Annotated in this window: 12 protein-coding genes; 5 read left to right on the forward strand and 7 right to left on the reverse strand. The window is 36.7% G+C overall.

The window, feature by feature from the left end:
* Positions 1 to 23 precede the first annotated feature (23 nt).
* The 4 genes from MMG00_RS05165 (at position 24) to MMG00_RS05180 (ending at position 2,838) form a co-directional block, all read left to right on the forward strand.
* Positions 24 to 557 (forward strand): PfkB family carbohydrate kinase, encoded by a 534-nt coding sequence (locus MMG00_RS05165; RefSeq protein WP_255837806.1) that lies wholly within the window; start codon positions 24 to 26, stop codon positions 555 to 557.
* Between the two features lie 20 nt (positions 558 to 577).
* Complete coding sequence (locus MMG00_RS05170) at positions 578 to 2,047, forward strand: SulP family inorganic anion transporter (RefSeq protein WP_242152376.1); 1,470 nt, start codon at positions 578 to 580, stop codon at positions 2,045 to 2,047.
* 158 nt (positions 2,048 to 2,205) lie between these two features.
* Entirely contained in the window at positions 2,206 to 2,505 is a 300-nt protein-coding gene (locus tag MMG00_RS05175) for a hypothetical protein (protein ID WP_242152379.1), read from the forward strand.
* 15 nt (positions 2,506 to 2,520) lie between these two features.
* A complete protein-coding gene (locus MMG00_RS05180; RefSeq protein ID WP_242152381.1) occupies positions 2,521 to 2,838 on the forward strand; it encodes an MGMT family protein in 318 nt (105 codons plus the stop codon).
* A 17-nt stretch (positions 2,839 to 2,855) separates the two neighbouring features.
* Here the strand turns inward: MMG00_RS05180 and MMG00_RS05185 are convergent, their stop codons facing one another.
* From MMG00_RS05185 to MMG00_RS05205, 5 genes are all read right to left on the reverse strand, one after another.
* A complete protein-coding gene (locus tag MMG00_RS05185) occupies positions 2,856 to 6,371 on the reverse strand; it encodes a hypothetical protein (protein WP_242152384.1) in 3,516 nt (1,171 codons plus the stop codon).
* A gap of 33 nt (positions 6,372 to 6,404) precedes the next feature.
* Complete coding sequence (locus MMG00_RS05190; RefSeq protein ID WP_242153261.1) at positions 6,405 to 7,208, reverse strand: integrase core domain-containing protein; 804 nt, start codon at positions 7,206 to 7,208, stop codon at positions 6,405 to 6,407.
* A gap of 42 nt (positions 7,209 to 7,250) precedes the next feature.
* Positions 7,251 to 8,390, reverse strand: a complete 1,140-nt coding sequence (locus MMG00_RS05195) for a hypothetical protein (protein ID WP_242152387.1) — start codon at positions 8,388 to 8,390, stop codon at positions 7,251 to 7,253.
* Between the two features lie 138 nt (positions 8,391 to 8,528).
* On the reverse strand, positions 8,529 to 9,674 hold the full coding sequence (locus MMG00_RS05200; protein WP_242152389.1) for a hypothetical protein: 1,146 nt from the start codon (positions 9,672 to 9,674) through the stop codon (positions 8,529 to 8,531).
* A gap of 217 nt (positions 9,675 to 9,891) precedes the next feature.
* The gene (locus MMG00_RS05205) at positions 9,892 to 11,583 is read right to left on the reverse strand and encodes an alpha-keto acid decarboxylase family protein (protein ID WP_242152391.1); all 1,692 of its coding nucleotides are present in this window, start codon (positions 11,581 to 11,583) and stop codon (positions 9,892 to 9,894) included.
* Positions 11,584 to 11,754: 171 nt separating this feature from the next.
* On the opposite strand from MMG00_RS05205, the gene MMG00_RS05210 reads away from it, so the two are divergent.
* Positions 11,755 to 12,240 (forward strand): Lrp/AsnC family transcriptional regulator, encoded by a 486-nt coding sequence (locus MMG00_RS05210; protein ID WP_242152393.1) that lies wholly within the window; start codon positions 11,755 to 11,757, stop codon positions 12,238 to 12,240.
* 22 nt (positions 12,241 to 12,262) lie between these two features.
* On the opposite strand, the gene MMG00_RS05215 is transcribed toward MMG00_RS05210, so the two are convergent.
* Together MMG00_RS05215 and MMG00_RS05220 are read right to left on the reverse strand one after the other, a co-directional pair.
* Entirely contained in the window at positions 12,263 to 13,117 is an 855-nt protein-coding gene (locus MMG00_RS05215) for a TrmH family RNA methyltransferase (protein ID WP_242152395.1), read from the reverse strand.
* A gap of 557 nt (positions 13,118 to 13,674) precedes the next feature.
* Positions 13,675 to 17,127, reverse strand: coding sequence for an AAA family ATPase (locus MMG00_RS05220; RefSeq protein WP_242152397.1), 3,453 nt, complete (start codon positions 17,125 to 17,127; stop codon positions 13,675 to 13,677).
* Between the last annotated feature and the right edge of the window lie 492 nt (positions 17,128 to 17,619).

A 17,619-nucleotide genomic window follows, 5' to 3' on the forward strand; every position in this document is an offset into this window, starting at 1 on the left:
GTCCAACTTTATGGGGTCACTTCATTGCTGATCCCATTATGGGCGATTTAGGAGAGCTTTATTCAGGATTAACCCCTGATTTAGTTGCCGGCGTTCGGGCGATGCTTCCCCTTGCCGATCTCATTATTCCTAATTTAACGGAAGCTTTACTTATTCTCGGTAAGGAATCTGAATACCATCACGCCACCGAAGAGCGAGTATTTAAATGGATACAAGAACTTCATGAACTTGGCGCTAAATCAGTCTTAATTACAAGTGTCGCTTTAGAGGGAGCGTTCTTTATCTTTGGTTATAGTCATCAAGAGAATCACTACTTTAAAGTCCCCTATAAGATGGTACCCATTCATTTTGGCGGCACTGGCGATATTTTTACCTCGTTAATGGCAAATGAATTACTTGAAAATCCTACCACGACCATGCAAAAAATGGTGGAACGCTCCGCAACAACGATTAGTAAAATCCTTATTCAAGAAGAAAAACGCCCCCGAGGCGTGATTGATGAGGTCTTTATTCAAAATTACTTAGAAGCACTGCAACACGCTTATCGTGCCGATTGATCTCTCTTTTAAAGCTTTCCATGTATTCAAAAATTCGTACTATTAATTATAAAAATGAACTCCTCGCTGGCTTAACCGTGGCGATGACAATGATTCCTGAATCACTCTCTTTTGCAATTCTTGCAGGATTAACGCCCCTAACAGGGCTTTATGCTGCTTTTTTAATGGGACTAATCACGGCTATTTTTGGTGGAAGACCGGCAATGGTTTCTGGCGGTGCTGGTGCAACGGTTGTGGTTTTAATCGCTCTTGCTGCGCTTCATGGCGTGCAATATCTATTTGCGGCGATTATTATTGCTGGAATAATTCAGATCCTTGTTGGAGTACTTAAGTGGAGCCAATTTGTCCGCCTTATTCCGCAACCTGTAATGTATGGTTTTCTAAATGGCTTAGCAGTTATTATTTTCATGGCACAAGTGGCACAATTTCAATTTGATCACGATGGTGTTACGAAATGGCTTAGCGGTTCCACGCTCTATATTATGGCGGGATTAACGGGATTGACCATCTTTATTATTTGGCTCTTTCCTAAAATTTCAAAAGCGATTCCGCCATCGTTAGTCGCGATTTTAGTCGTATTTGCGGTGGTTTATGGCTTTAATATTGAGACTAAAAAAGTCATCGATATTGCCTCGGTTAGTGGTTCGCTCCCCTCCTTTCAGATTCCGAATGTGCCTTTAACATGGGAAACACTCATGATTGTGTTACCTTTTTCCCTTGTTATGGCGGGCGTTGGATTAATTGAATCCCTACTCACTCTGAATATTGTTGATGAACTAACAAATACCAAAGGCAATACTCGTAGAGAATCAATCGCTCAAGGCGCTGCCAATATCACTAATGGTTTTTTTGGTGGCATGGGCGGATGCGCCATGGTGGCACAAACCTTAATTAATCTTAACTCTGGTTCTAAAAGCCGTCTTTCTGGCATTATTGCAGCGCTGACAATTTTGCTCATTATTCTCATTGGCGGTCCTTTTATCGAGCAGATCCCAATGGCTGCCCTTGTTGGGGTAATGATGATGGTAGCAATTTCCACCTTTAAATGGGTCTCTTTTGGGCTAATCAAACGAATGCCAAAAGGGGATATTGCAACACTATTTATTGTGACCATTATTATCATCATCACCCATAACCTCGCAATTGCCGTTTTAATTGGTGTTATTATCGCTTCTTTAATGTTCGCTTGGAATAATGCCGTAAGAATTCAAGCAGAAACAACCATCGATAAGATGGGCTATAAAACTTATAAAATCTCAGGTCCCCTATTTTTCGGTAGTTGTACCCATTTTTCAGAAAAATTTACCCCGTTAGAGGATCCCGATAAGATCATTATCGACTTTGCTCATTCAAGAATTGCTGATATGTCTGCCATCGAAACGCTGCGCAAAATTGTCAATCAATATGAAGCTATCGGAAAAACAATCACCTTTAATAATCTCAATAAAGAGAGCTGGCGATTATTAAAAGCAAGTAAGTTATTTCCTTAATGCTTTAAGCAATTAAGCTTTCCCTAAAATCTTAAAAGGTCAGATCATCGTAATATCTATGCCACATTTAAATAAAGTCCCTTCTCTCTATAGAACAATGACATCGATACTTATATTATAGCTTCTATGTTACTGATATTTTCTCAAGGAACAATGCTATGACCCCTTACTCTCAATATATGATTGATCGCACTATTGAGCATGCGTTAAATGATAAAGAGCGTGATGAAAAGCTACAGATGTTTCAAGACTTTTTAGGAAGCTGCGCATCACCAAGCTTCATCCATCTACCTGTTGGATCTAAACTTACGCCAGCAGAAATTCAAACATTAGAAGATGAATCAATTGTGACATTTAATGAATTTGAAACAGAATATATTCAATACTGTTTTTTAAATGACATTGATTTTGATGAGATAATGAATACCATGAATAAAGTTAGAGATCTTAAGGATTAGTAAAAGGAACTACAGATGGAACAAACAGACGATTTTGCCCACCAAGTCTACGCCATTATTGCCGCTATTCCTGAAGGAAAGGTCACCACTTATGGTACGATTGCTCGCTTAGCAGGACTTCCGACTTACGTTCGCCAAGTTTGCGCGGTACTTCGAGGAATCCCAAGTGATAGCATTTTACCTTGTCATCGTATTATCAATGGACAAGGGAAAATCACCGTTACGGGTGAAACCTATCAGCGCCATAAAAAAGCCCTTCTTAAAGAAGGGGTTGTTTTTAATAAGAACGATAAAATCGACTTTAAGGTGTTTGGGTGGAATTATCCTTATTAATAATAACCTTACTTTAGTTAACTCAATAATCCATTATCGAGCTTACTCACTATAGACATAGTAGTGAATGTGTCTGACTTAAATAGCTCATCCCATATATCTAAACAAATATTAAGTGTTTCACTATCTTCATCTTCCGTAGCTTCGTCATAAATTTTTTGTAAAACTGAAAATAAATTTGAACCAGAAATCCTAGAACTTTTTTCTTTACTTATATTTCGGGTTATATTTATAATCAACTGCAAAATCAATCCGCTAATTTCTGATAGTTTCTTAGGGCTTTCTTCAAGATAATAAAAAAGCTCAAATAAACAAGTTTCTACAGCCTTAGAATCAATAAACAACTTAAAAAGTCTATCAGAATTAGGTTTTTTCCAATAATTGTCATTTCTTAATCCTACTACCTTTTTTTGTATCTCTGACTCAGAATCATTAATCAATACTCCATATGCTCGCTCTATTTTATGAATTTTGTCATGATATTTATCTTGGCTGAGAAATTGAGAAACGACTGAAGCACAACCACTCCTTAAAACTTTATCTCCTTGAAGGACTAAACTTACTTCACCTTGAAATAAATCAGAAAAAAACCAACGCGCATAAACTTGCTTCGCAGCTTCTTTTCTGACCTCTTCATAAGGAGATGCTAACATGACTAAAACTAGATCAATATACCGAGATTCTTCTCTTTCAAACCCCTGATTAAAAAAATGATGAGCGCCATGCCTACAAGCAAAGCGAAGATCTTTATAGCATAACTCAATAAATTTTGAATGGGCATATTCTTCATCGTAATTAAGTACTGGCAATAATAAATCAATAGTAGTAATTCTAATAGATGGGTGTTCATCATTTATTGCGTCATCAATAAGGTACAAATGCTCAAGAGCAAAGACTTTATCATCCCAAAAAACTTTAGAAATCCCTCTATATGCCTGCCCTCTGACTGAGTTAAAACTAGTTTGTATTAACTCAGTAACATCTGCCCTATCTGCTGATCTCCCCTTTTCGGGATCCCAAACATTAAGTTGATTAAATCCAGGATCTTTAGAATTCTTAGCAAGATTTATTAAAATATTTCGCATTTTTTCAGAACAATCTTTAGCTCTATTCATGAGTAATAAAACTATAGATTCTTCATATTCGGTTCCCGAATTATAGAAATGATGAATAACCTTTTCTAGTAAATCAAAAGAGCAAATTTCCCAATTATCCTTATATTCTTCTTGAACCCTAGTATTATCTAAAATTGCCAAACCATTAAAGAATGCTTTGATATATCCTTTATTAATATTTTTTGGCAAAGACAATGCAAAATTAGCAAAACGTATTGGCTCATTACTAACAGCATATTGTAAATCACGGGAAAATGTCTCGATAGTCGCTTCTGAAACCGTATCTTTGTCTACTTGAGTAAGACTATGCTTTTTAAATTTTAAATCTGGCTGCAATATTAATTTACGCCAGTTTTTATTTGATAGCTTATTCCCTAAAGGTAAGGGCGAAACAACTGCACCACCTATACCATTACTTAAATAACAGAAATCTGTCTTTTTATATGAAGAAAACTTACGATTTAATACAGATATTAATTCTTTAGATTTAATTGAAACACGGCTTTTATCTAACGTTGGTAATAGGAAATATTGAGCTTCTCCCCATCTATTATAGTATCTACCATATCTCGTAGCTTCTAATTCTATTTTAATTTGCTCAAAATCTTTTAGAAAAAAATGATAAAGCTTACTCTCAAGCTCAGAGTATAATTTTAAAGAACAATGTGGAGAGAATTTAGCAATAAGCTTTCCAGAAAGAATCCAAGCTGGCTCTATATATTTATTACCACACATTAAACGGGTATTAGGGTTAGATAATAACCATCTTATAACTATATCTGACTGTTCAATAGGTAGGTATAATAGTAAATTTGCAATGACATGCACATTGATCAATGTAGATGATCCCAAGTATGGAGCTAGTAAATCAACCAAGTCCTTAGAGTTTTTTAGGCTTCTTCCTGACTCATCAATGAGAGTTAAGATGCCTCGAAAAATACTCTCTTTTGTATTAGGATATTTTGAGACAGACCAATAAAGCCAACTTGATAATGAACCTTCTTCTTGTTCAGAAAAAGCCTCATGAATATATTCTAAAAGAAATCGGATAATATTTTGAGGAAAAATATACGCCAATTTTTTAATAGATTCTATATCTTTATCAGTCCAATCATCGTTTAACGTAACTCTTTCGATTCCTTTAATCTCGTATCTATTTGGTAATTTACTAAAAACCTCTTTATATTGTGTTAATACCAAATCAATGAAATACCAAGTTCTTAAAGGATGATTTTTTGTTAAAACTACCCAATCAACATACCCCACTTCACAACCAAAATTAATTAGTTTTTTTCTTAACTCAAAAACTTCATCTGGGTCATCCTCAATATTAAAAGGTAAGGTATTATAAATACGTTGATTCCACTCCTTGGACTTCCCCATAAATACCTCTAATTCATTTATTACTAATCTAGGATCATTTTCTGAAATAGAATTTAATAAGCTTAAAGATATATTTATCAACTCATCATCTGAGCCTTTTAACCATTCTGATATTTTATGTTTATTAATAAGATAAGTAATAAGTTCAACATTGCCTCGACAACTTATTACTAAAAACTTTTGCAAATATTCCTGACTTAAAATTATCTTTTCAATCAATTTTTTCATCGGAGCTTTTAAAAAATCAATCTCTCTAATAACATTAAGAGCTAAATATTTTAAATGATAGCGAATATTCTCGTTAAACAAGATCGCTTCCACACAAGCAGAAAACTCTTTTTGACCACTCTCCAATAACATATTTAGAGCATATCTAAGATGTTCTCTATTCGTTAAAGTCTGCACTTCTTTACTACCGATCTCAAGAAGTAACTCTTTTGATGATCTAAATCCTGCATTAAAAAGCTTCATTCCAACCTGATAATCAAATAATGCTTGATGACGAAAACTAATCTGCTGATTTTGTCTACTAAATAAGCCAATAGAAATAAGTGCCTCTAATAATTTTTGCGACCCTGTTGGTGTTAAGTTTTCAGGGACAGATAGATGCCCTCTACTTACCATTAAAGCAACAACTTCATCAATAAACTGAATAGCATTTTTCGCAGTAATATTATATAAAGTAATCTTGTTAAAGCGATCTTCCCAATATTTTTTAATTAACTCTAACTTATTATTAAATTTTGGCGCTACTTTAATACGTTCTGCTATTGAGAGGTAAATTCCTAACCACAGAGGCATCTTCAATACACCTTTTTTCTCCTCCGTTAAATCAGAATAATTTTCATATAAAGCTATTGATTTTTTAACAATCTCATCATCCAATGCAGATAACTGAATAGCCTTATTACAGTCCTTATCAATACTATCCAACCAACTGGCTAAAGCCACATCTTCATTCACATCAAAACTTCTAGAAGCCAAAACTACACTAATCTTTTTCCCATCTTTTTGTAAATATATTATTTGACGCACTAGCTCCTTACATGTTAGAAATCGGCGGGTTGTTTACACTTCAGTGTTAAAATAATTTTCTAAAACTTCATAAGGCGTTAAACCATTAATACCCTTATGAGGTTTTACTGTGTTGTAATAGTTTAAAAATCGTTTTAGCTTCTTTTTCCGATCATCTGAACTGATAAACTCTTCCTGATTATGCCACATTTCCATGAGTGTTCGAATGACTCTTTCTGCTTTTCCATTCGTTTGAGGGCAAGCTGGCTTTGTAAACTTTTGATTAATCTTATGTGTTAGACACATTTCGACAAAGGCATGTTCTGATGTACCTTTATACTCACGACCATTATCCGAATAGGTGCATTCTACAGTATAGGGACACTGTTCTAACAGATCCCATCGAAGAAATTCAGCAGCACTAAACTGTGATTTATCAGGATAAATACCGGCATAAAGTTCTCTTGAAAAATCATCAATTCCTACAAATAAATACTCTCTAGTGCGATTTTTAAGATCCCCTTTTAAAAGAGGGAGCCGTTTAGTATCCACATGGACCATCTCGCCAGGATAGTTTTTGTTATAACGTTTAGCCCTCTTTTTAAGTTTCTCTTCAATAGATTTTTCAATCTTTGCAAGACGTTTAATGCCATACTTAATTGTTCTATAACGTTCATTTTTACTAGCTAATGGCACAAACAAGTTCAATCTACCTTGTTTTAGTACTTTATAGATCGTAGGTCTGCTTACCATAAAACGCTCAGCTAGATAGGTTACGGTAAATTTTTCTTGATGATGTAATCGCCAAATCTCTTCTCGATGAAACGGCGTTAATTTTGTTTTTCGATGGATATTCATAACAGTATTTTCTCCTAATACTGTAAACAACGCGATAAAATCCTACACCTTACAAATATCCAAAGCATGGTTAGAATGTGAAGCAGTCCATCTAATTGCATCTAACTGATCTAAAATAAAAACTACAGGTCTATGGCTAGCAAATTTACTTACAGCCTGAACTGGTGAATAAAAAAAGCCTAAAGACTCACCAAAAGCATCCGCATTATTCTCAGGACGTTTACGATCCAATCTTATTGGAATAGAGATAATATTATTTTCTTGCAAATAATTATGTAACTCTAAGAGTAAAGCGCTTTTCCCCATACCTGCTTCGGCTTTAATCAAAGTTACAGCTTTGCCATTTATTGATGAAACAACCTCTTGCAATTCACCTCTTTGGATTAATGTCTTTGAAATCAAAAAGGGCTCTATTGAATCTATAAAATCCCTTGATAGCTCATTTATAACTGAAGATACTCGCTTATCATCAGGAATAATCTTTTGCTCAAATCCACTTTTTTCTAAATCAAGTAACAATTCAGGCAATGTTATTTTATTTCTGAGTCTATTAAAATCTTCTGGATAATTTTTAAGAAAATTTATTAAGTTAGATGCTTCCCCAAAAAATAGCGCTGAAGCTCTATCTCTAAGTATACTTTGATCATATGAATTAAAGGAATAGGTAGTAATCTTAAGCTTTCTCAAAAAGTTTAACGCTTTCAATATATCTGAATTCTTAGTGCTATCTAAATCTAAATAACAACACAGCTTTTCAAAATCCTTTTCACGTTGTTTACTATTCTTTATTTGAGATTGAACAAAATCTTCTAAAACACCATTACTATTTAGAGCACTTTCACAAAATTGGTTTATATTATTTCCTGTTAATGGTGATACTACATGAAATTCTGTAGTCCCTCTTAGAATATGAAAGTAGGCATGTTTCAGGATCCCTAACTCATTAAGTTGAGCAAACGTCCAATGTTCACTATCTCCTTTACTTACTTTACATTGATGATGCTCTAGCCCTCCTTTATTATTTTCTATAACAAGATCAACACCATGCTCATCATTTCCAATAGGTTCAACCCTTATCCAATTAATTTTTTCTTCTAGTAATTGTAGTAATTGAAAGGCAATCCAATTCGCCTCATATCTATGCCCCATTTTTTCAGCATAACCACCAGCTTCTAGCGCCATATCATTCTCTCAATTAAATATCTGTTAAAAACTATTCGCTTTTCTATTATCACATATTTATTTACAAATACTGAGTACTAACACTTTAAGATTTATCTAATAAAGAAGCCCGCAATTTACGGGCTTTTTTTTAAGTCATTACTCACAACTCACTCTGAAAGGTCCTGACTCTACATTTCTTAATGAACGCATATAGATATAGGTTTCTGACTCTTGCGGAAGATAATGGCTGATTCCGATAATTTGTAATTTTGCCTTACCTTTAATCGTACAATAAGAGTTTTGAAACTTTGGATCATCAAAGTTCATGTTAAAATCTAAGTAGTAATTCGCCTGCTTTAGCTCTTCATCGTTCATATCACTATAATCATTTAAGAAGTAGAATGTGTTTGCATCTATTCCAAGGCGCTGACTACTTGCTAGATCTGGGATAAAAAAGACGCTTCGTCCATACATATCATTAGGCTCATACAGAATCTCCCCTTCCACAACTTGTGAGCCTAAAAAGTAAGTGTAATCTGCTTCTTGATAAGCGATTTGAAATGGAATCTCCTTAACACTAGGATCAGACTTTGGTAATGGGCTTGTTGCTGAGTTAGTTGATGATTGGATCTCATCACAACCAAACTTTAGCTGTTTTCTACTCTCTAGGTTATAACCAATCGTGATCTGGTCAACCTTCTCACCTTCTAATGCATTGATTGCGACATTATTATATTTATAAGGATCACAATTGAAATAGCCATTCATCACCCATTCTTCGCCCTCTTTTGCAATCATGGTATCTGTCCATTTTGATCGGGCCTCATAGCTATCACTGATGGAGCTTAGGAGTAACTCACGGAAACTCTCCGCTCTTGGTCCTTGGTATAACTCATAAACAGCCGGATCATAAGCATTGCCGCATCCTAGCAAGCAATCTGCGTAATAAGTTACGGGTCCTGTCATTCCAAATACGAGCTTATCGCTTGGAACCACGGCATTATAACTAATAATATCTCGTAAATTAAAGTGGCACTGATTTGTTAAATCAACCGTTAAACTCTCAATAGATAAGCCGTTATACCCCACTTTTAAGTGACAGCCATCAACAAGATAATCCTTAGTTTGATAATCTGTATCTGTTTTTCTAGCAATACCAATAATACTCTCTAAATAGGTAACATCCATACCTATCATATCGTAAGAGAAAACCTGCTCTATCTTACTAGAATTTGCAAAGGCAAATGAAGAGCCTATACAGACCAAAACTAACACGATTGCGATATTAAATTGCTTTCTCATATAACGATATCACTCCTAACCATTTATAAAAATAAAGTAATATTAAAGCCCATCCATAATGCTTAAAATAATGATTGATTATTCCATAAATATCTAAAGTATTAAGCAGTAATATCAATAATTAGTATTTTTATATAAAAATACCGGCATCTAATTATGCCGGCATTTTTATTAAACGGGTTGGAGTGAGTTTATACTTTTATCTTTTAGCCTGAATTTACACAAGCGCTTCAAAAATCTTATCCCCATAATCATAACGCCCCACCACTTCACCAAAAACCTTCAAACTTTCTGGCGCATCCATTGGATCGAGCATTAACTCTATAACGGTTAGGACCTCATTATCTTGAATGGCATCTAGCGTTGCATTAAGCTCAGCCCCTGTCTTTACTTGAAAACTCTGATAACCATCAGAGCCATTAAATACTGGGGCTATTTCTTGGTATTTCCAATTTTGGATATCGTTATAGAGTGATTTTTCACCAAGGATTAATCGCTCAATCGTATAGCCACCATTATTCAGAATAAAAATAATCGGTTTTAACCCATGGCGAATAATCGTAGAAAGCTCTTGCACCGTTAGCTGTAAGGAGCCATCACCAATAAAGAGTAGATGGCGCTTCGTTGGCGCTGCAAACATGCTCCCTAAAAGTGCCGGCAAGGTATAACCGATTGATCCCCAAAGTGGCTGAGAGAGATAGCTTGCACCTTTTGGAAGCAAGATGCCTGATAAACCTGAATTAGAGGCACCAACTTCGCCAAGAATCACATCTCCCTCTTTTAAAAAAGAGGCTATTTGCCCCCATAACTGATGATGGGTTAAGGCCTCATTTGTGGTGAGTTCTTGTTGATGATCTTCCGTTCTCGGCAGATAACTAGGTAAGATGGATGATTTATCCTTCTCTCGGACAATTGCGGTATTAAGTGCTGTTAAAAAAGCCGTCATATCCAGTCCTGGAAAGTTTTTTTGAGGAGTATTAATATCGTATTGCGCAATCGAGAGATAATTTTTAAGAGAAATATCATGCGTAAAAAAACCTGTCGCAGCATCAGAAAATCTTACCCCAATACCAATTAAGCAATCAGAGCCTTCTACTAATTCCCTTACCTTTGAATCTCCTACTGCGCCGCTATAAACACCTGCATAAAAAGGGCTTGATTCATCCATAATATTTTTAGCAGTCGATAAACAGACATAAGGAATATGATGAGTTTTCGATAACTGCATCAATATATCTGTTACTGAAAATATATGGGCTTCATTATCAATGAGTAATACTGGGCTTTTTGCTTTTGAAATTAAAGCAGACAGAACTTTAACACTCTCTTGCATCACATCAGGATCCCCTATTGGATAACTCAGATCTAAAGGATGTTTTGGCGCCTTAATCTTTAAATGAGTAATATCAGAGGGGAGCTGAATATAGACAGGCTTACGAGTTAAAAAACAGGCTTTTAATACCCGATCAATTTCTAACCCTGCATTTTCAGGCGTTAAGCGAGTTTGGGCGACGGTAAATTCTCGCATACAATTCATAATATTTTGATAATTACCATCGACTAACGTGTGATGAATAAGCTCACCACGATTAACCGCATGAAGCGGCGGAATACCTGAGATATGAATCACCGGCACATTCTCCGCATAAGCACCGGCAACGCCATTAATAGCACTTAAATCTCCGACCCCATAAGTGGTCACTAAGGCTGAAAAACCATTACTTCTAGCATAGCCATCTGCCGCATAAGCGCCATTTAACTCATTACAATTGCCGATAAATTGCAATTGCTCATCAGCAATAATCTGTTCCAAATATGAGAGATTAAAATCCCCCGCCACTCCAAAAACATGCGCTACCCCCATTTCTGCTAGGCGATAGTTTAGATACTTCCCAATTTCGATAGTCATACAGCGATTCCCCCAGTGATGATTATTTTCGGAGTGATTGTTATTTGCTTGTGTTTCACTCTCTTGTACTCTATAACTAGGTTATCCCATTTCTTAAGTTTACTTCGTGCATAATGGATATCTATTTCCCTATAAAATGCATGATCTGTGTATAGAGAGAGGTTTTATGCAATGGATGCGTTTGATTTAAAGATTATTAATACATTACAAAAAGATGCTCGTCTTACCAATCAAGAAATTGGGGATCTCATTGGGCTTTCTGCCTCGCAAACATCAAGACGCCGGCAGATCTTAGAAAAAGAGGGGATAATCCTTGGTTATAATGCCAGAATCAACCAACGTGCCTTAGATTTAAAAGTCACAGCAATGATCCATGTGAACCTTCATACCCATGATGCAAAATCACAACTGGCATTTCAGGAGTTAATCGCACGAGAAGAGCGCATTCATGATGCTTTTACCTTAAGCGGTGATGCGGATTTTATTTTAAAAGTCGTTTCTGAAAGCTTAGAACATCTTTCAGATTTTATCTCTGAAAAGCTACTCTCTAGCAACTTAGTTGGTAATGTGAAATCTTATATTGTGCTTAAAACACTAAAAGAGCAAAGACATTGCATGCTCAGCCCTAAAACAAAACCATCAAAATCGACCATTTAAAATCTCAAAAAGATAAGGCTCGCTACTTTTTCATCAAATCATACATCAAAATGCCGGCAGCAATGCCCACATTTAAAGATTCAGATTGTCCTAGCATCGGAATTTTGACTTTAGTTGTTGCAAACTTTTGAAGTTCAAGATCTACGCCTTGCCCTTCATTACCCATGATTAACGCGCATTTTTGCGGCTTACTTAATTCATGATAAAAAGTGGCTTGCTCTAATGTTGTCACCCAAGATTCATAATTTGCGGCGTGAATTGCCGGCAATAAGACTTCTAAATTTCCCCGAATAATGGGTAACTGGAATAACGCGCCTTGCGTTGCCCTTATTGTTTTATCGTTATATAGATCTGCCGATCCTTCACCTAAAATAACCGCCTTAAAGCCTGCCGCTTCTGCCGTACGAATCATTGTTCCGACATTTCCGGGATCTTGTACATTATCAAGAAGCAGTAAATGTGGTAATGGTCTATTAGTTGCAAGTTTTGCTAAAGCGGTTATTTGCGAAGGTTCAAGCAAATCCTCTAATGATTGCTCTGGCTGTTTTAAAACTGCCATAATGCCTTGCGGCGCCGGCGTTTGGGAAAGCGTTGTTAAAATACTCTCCGTAATCGAGATCATCTCAATATCACTAGAAAGATTTCCTGCATTTTGCTTCAGTAAGCTTTCAATGCCGGCAAGTTGCGTTTGATCTGCATTTTCTAAATGGAGAATTACTTCAATATCTGCATGATGTTTAATCGCTTCTTCTACAAGATGAAAGCCTTCAATCACAAAACGACTCTCTCGATCTCTTTGACGTTTCTGCTCCAGCTTTTTAATAGCTTTAATCTTGGGATTAGCAGCAGAAGTGATTTCAGAGTGATTGATTTTCATAAACGTCATCCAATATTCAAGGTTAAATCTTTATGCCGGCAATTATAACTTGAATGCCGGCAATTGTCGGTAATAAGCGTATTAATTAAATATAAAGTTTATATTTTTTAAGGCGGACTAGCAGCCCTATCGAATGCTGGCATGCTTATAGCAATTGCCTGCCAGCAAGTTAATCATCGCCATCTAGATTCATCAAATTTATAGTGAAATCGGCTTAAAAGTGACTGAATCAGATTGCCGGCGCATCGGTTAGAAGAAGCGCAGGAATAGTTCTATCCGGCATCATGCAAGCTAATTTGATACACAATCTGTACCCTTAATATTTTAAAATAGTGTTTCTTAAAATAGGTTGATGTGCAGCTAGATCGAATGCTTGCATGTTTTTTGAAATTACGTGCCAGCAGTTTTAAGTCTTTGTCGGTTCGTATCGGAATGTAATGCGTAATAGCTATATGTGATGAGTATCGACAATTGTGATGCCCGACATTTTGCACCTCTATTTGAGACGAACCTTAATACTTATCGCACATCAAGCTTATCTTCCAACAACAGATAAACTATTCGTCCACAAATTCCATCGCATCTTTAAGATTTACAGAGACTAAACGAGAAACGCCAGGTTCCCCCATTGTAACCCCGATTAAGGAATCAGAGATTGTCATCGTCGCTTTGTTATGGGTAATAAAGATAAATTGTACCTTTTCACTCATCTCATCAATTAGCTCCCCTAAGCGGCGAACGTTTGCCTCATCAAGCGGGGCATCGACTTCATCAAGCATACAAAAGGGCGCAGGATTAAGGTTAAAGATTCCAAATACGAGCGCCATTGCCGTTAAGGCTTTTTCACCGCCAGATAAGAGGTGAATTGTTCCCGGCTTCTTCCCTGGCGGATGGGCAATAATATTAATGCCGCTAGTTAATGCATCATCTTCTGTGAGTTTAAGATAGGCTTTTCCGCCACCAAATAGACGAGGAAAGAGTCGAGAAAAATCCTCATTAACGGCATTAAAGGTCTCCATAAAGCGGGTTCGGGTTTCATCATCGATCTCATTAATCGCTTTTTCAAGCATGCGAAGCGCTTCTTCAAGGTCATTATTTTCTGTATCTAAATACTCTTTACGCTCACGAAGCTCTTCAGCCTCTGTAATAGCCACAAGGTTAACGGCGCCAATTTTTTGGATCGCTTCACGCTTTTCTTCTAATTCAGCTTCTAAAACTGCAATGGCTTTATCAGCATGATTATCAACGGCTTCTTGTACCTCTTCATCACTAATTTCTACTAATAGCGCTTCCCACTTCTCAAGATAGATCTGGCGCTTTGTTTTAAGCTCAGCTTCTTTAATAGAGAATTGGTTAAGCTTATCTTTTTGACTACTAAGTGTGGCTTCATGCTTCACTTTTTCCGCTTCTAGTAGGCGAATGGCCTCTTTGGCGGCTTCAAACTCTGTCATGATCTCAACTAATCCCGATTCAAACTGAATCAGATTCTCTTCAGCAATCACTTTGGCTTCTTCAGCTTCTTGAATCTGCTTTGCGTAGTTTGTTTTATCTTGCTGATTTGCCATACGCTCACGCAAAATCGTTAATTCAGATTCTGCACGAAGCTTACGCTCTCTCATCTGCACTAATGAGCGCTCTAGCGCATCTTGATGGCGTTTTTTCTCTAAATGAAGGTTCCGCTGATGATCTAGATTCTTTTTATCCGCATCATAGGCTACTTTCAACACTTCAAAGCGCTCTTCAACTGCTTCAAAACGCTCAGTTTCAGAAATTAAGGCAAACTCTTGTGTTTCAATCTCCGCCTTTAACGCTAAAAGTAATGTTTGCGTAGCTGCATCTTCTTTTATTAATTCAGCTAAACGGCTCTCAATTCGATGCTGCTCTTTCTCATGATGCGATTTTGCTTGCATTAAAAGGCTGAGTTTTTTCTCTAACTCAAATTGCTCACGAGAGAGCTTTTGCACATTTTTTTGAGAAGTTTCAATGATCATTTGCAGCGCTTTTAACGCTTCATCCTTCTCATAGAGTGTTTCATCTAATAGCTCTAAGCGCTCATCAATTTCGGCAATTTCGCTAATCGCATTCTCCAATGAACGCTGCCTTGCTAAAATTCCAAAGTTTGCATCTTCCGTGCTATAGATTGCCCAATCAGGCCCAAAGAGTAATCCTGATTTGGTCACAATCACTTCATGCAGCGATAATTCTTCTCGTAGTGTGATAAAAGAGGCTTGTTTTTCAATCGCTAAAGGATCAAGCCCTTCATCATTAAAGATATAGATATGTGATAAGAGTGAGCCGAGTGCTAAATCACTCTCAATATAAAAACCTAAATGTTGATCAGTGAAGGTAAATGGTTTCTCCCCTAAGATATAGCTTTTTCCGGCACGCTTTTCTGTCGCCATTAAAAGCTGTTGTCTTAAGATACTATCAACCGCGCCATTCCAACCTTCTTTAACCTTTAAATGTTCAAAAAGGGGTGATTTACCAGCTTTCTCTTCAGAAACCACCATCTTTTCCAGCATACTCACTTCGCCCGCTAATTGGTTGCGAGATGCCGATAGTTTTCGTTGTTCAATTTCTAAAGCTTGTAGCTCACGTTTTAAAACAAGATGGTTCTCCTCTTTTGCCTCAATATCGGCCGTTAAGAGTTCTAGCTCACTTGTTTTTAAAATCATCGTCTCTTCTAACAGAAGCGTTTCGCTACTCTCTTCCTCTGTAAAGCTCGATTCTTTTGTTGTTGCCGTTAAACGCGCTCGCTCTTCTACAACGCGCGCCGCTTTCTCTTCTTGAAACTGTAAGCTGTGGCGATTAAGCTCTAACTTTTGTTCAACCGCCTTTAATGCATCTCGTATTTGGGTATATTCATTTTGAACCGTTTCAAGCGTGACTTTTTGTGCAGTGAGTTTCTCTTCCCCTTGCCAAATAAGATCGGCTTCTGATTCAATCACAAACGCGGCTTCTTCAAAGGTTGTTTGTAAGGTTTCAAGCTCAAGGCTACTTACTGTAAACTCTTCCTCTAAGCGCAGACCATTTTCTTGCCATTCGGCTTGCGATTCTAAATCTCGTTTCTCTAAGGCTTTAATCCGCACTAACTCGTGCTGCAAGTGATCGACCGCTTGCTTATAGGGATAGAGCTCTTGATTTTTCTGCGTGACGATCTTCTCTAAATCTTCAAATGCCTTTTTCTGATCAAAGAGCGCAGTAATCACTTGATTTAAGTTCTCTACCATTTCTTGAAAAGAATCATGCTCTGACTCGTGACTATTAATCAACGATTGCATCGAATCTTCAACGGCTGTTTTTTGCTGATGAAGCTCAGCATAGCAAAGCGTTCGCTCTTCTCTTTTTAAAAGCTGATAACGGCGCGCGGTTGCGGCTTGTCTTTCTAATCTTGAGAGCTGCTTTCCAAGCTCTAAGCGAATATCTGTTAAGCGCTCAAGGTTTGTGCGAGTATGTTCAATGCGAAGCTCCGTCTCATGGCGGCGCTCTTTATATTTAGAGATATTTGCCGCTTCTTCAAAAAATGAGCGCAGATCCTCCGGCTTTGATTCAACAATACGAGAGATCATTCCTTGCTCAATAATCGCGTATGAACGAGGACCTAATCCTGTTCCCAAGAATATATCGGTAATATCCCGGCGGCGGCAGCGAGTTCCATTTAAAAAGTATTGGCTTTTTCCATCACGATCAAGTGTTCGGCGCACACTTATCTCTTGATACTCTGCCCACTTTCCGCCTAAACGACCTTCATCATTATCAAAGATTAATTCAATCGATGCCATTCCAGAAGGTTTACGGCGCTCAGATCCATTAAAGATCACATCCGACATCGATTCCCCACGAAGCTGCTTTGCTGAAGATTCTCCCATTACCCAGCGCACAGCATCGATAATGTTAGACTTACCACAACCATTAGGACCGACAATACCGTTGAGTTTACCTGTAAGCACAAAGGTTGTTTGATCAACAAACGACTTAAATCCTGAGAGCTTGACCTTACTTAATCGCATAAATTCTTCTTTTCACTTTAATCTTGTTATCTTTGATTTTGTTACCATTTTTTAATAAGCTCATAACAAATAACTATCTTATGAGTTTATAGATTCGCTTTTAAAGCGTGTTGCTTTGATAGAGTTTTAATAGAGTTTTAATAGAGGTTTAATAGAGGTTTAATAGAGGTTTAATAGAGGTTTTATCAAGATTGACAATAAAATTGATACCCCATTTGCATGCTATGACTATTATGAATATCTTCTCTCTTTAAAATACTTCTCAATAGTACAATTAATCTCTCAAAAGCAACGCTATAAAATAGCATAGATCGCCTATCTTATAGTGCTAATCATTAGACGATTATCGGTTTTTTTATCGCATATTGTTTCGGATCACCAATATATTGGCAATACTTAAGAAAAGAGGATCACTTTGTATCTTTTTTAAATGAAGGCTAGATTTTTATCATACTTAACATATATACTATGAACGTTAAAACAAATGATCCG

This window comes from Ignatzschineria rhizosphaerae, assembly GCF_022655595.1.
Taxonomy (GTDB): Bacteria; Pseudomonadota; Gammaproteobacteria; order Cardiobacteriales; family Wohlfahrtiimonadaceae; genus Ignatzschineria; species Ignatzschineria rhizosphaerae.

Excerpts from the sequence above, each read along its gene's own strand:
- MMG00_RS05180 (WP_242152381.1), top strand. The coding sequence starts at position 2,521 with ATGGAACAAACAGACGATTTTGCCCACCAAGTCTACGCCATTATTGCC.
- MMG00_RS05190 (WP_242153261.1), bottom strand. The coding sequence starts at position 7,208 with ATGAATATCCATCGAAAAACAAAATTAACGCCGTTTCATCGAGAAGAG.
- MMG00_RS05170 (WP_242152376.1), top strand. The coding sequence starts at position 578 with ATGTATTCAAAAATTCGTACTATTAATTATAAAAATGAACTCCTCGCT.
- MMG00_RS05215 (WP_242152395.1), bottom strand. The coding sequence starts at position 13,117 with ATGAAAATCAATCACTCTGAAATCACTTCTGCTGCTAATCCCAAGATT.
- MMG00_RS05220 (WP_242152397.1), bottom strand. The coding sequence starts at position 17,127 with ATGCGATTAAGTAAGGTCAAGCTCTCAGGATTTAAGTCGTTTGTTGAT.
- MMG00_RS05195 (WP_242152387.1), bottom strand. The coding sequence starts at position 8,390 with ATGGCGCTAGAAGCTGGTGGTTATGCTGAAAAAATGGGGCATAGATAT.
- MMG00_RS05205 (WP_242152391.1), bottom strand. The coding sequence starts at position 11,583 with ATGACTATCGAAATTGGGAAGTATCTAAACTATCGCCTAGCAGAAATG.
- MMG00_RS05210 (WP_242152393.1), top strand. The coding sequence starts at position 11,755 with ATGGATGCGTTTGATTTAAAGATTATTAATACATTACAAAAAGATGCT.
- MMG00_RS05200 (WP_242152389.1), bottom strand. The coding sequence starts at position 9,674 with ATGAGAAAGCAATTTAATATCGCAATCGTGTTAGTTTTGGTCTGTATA.
- MMG00_RS05175 (WP_242152379.1), top strand. The coding sequence starts at position 2,206 with ATGACCCCTTACTCTCAATATATGATTGATCGCACTATTGAGCATGCG.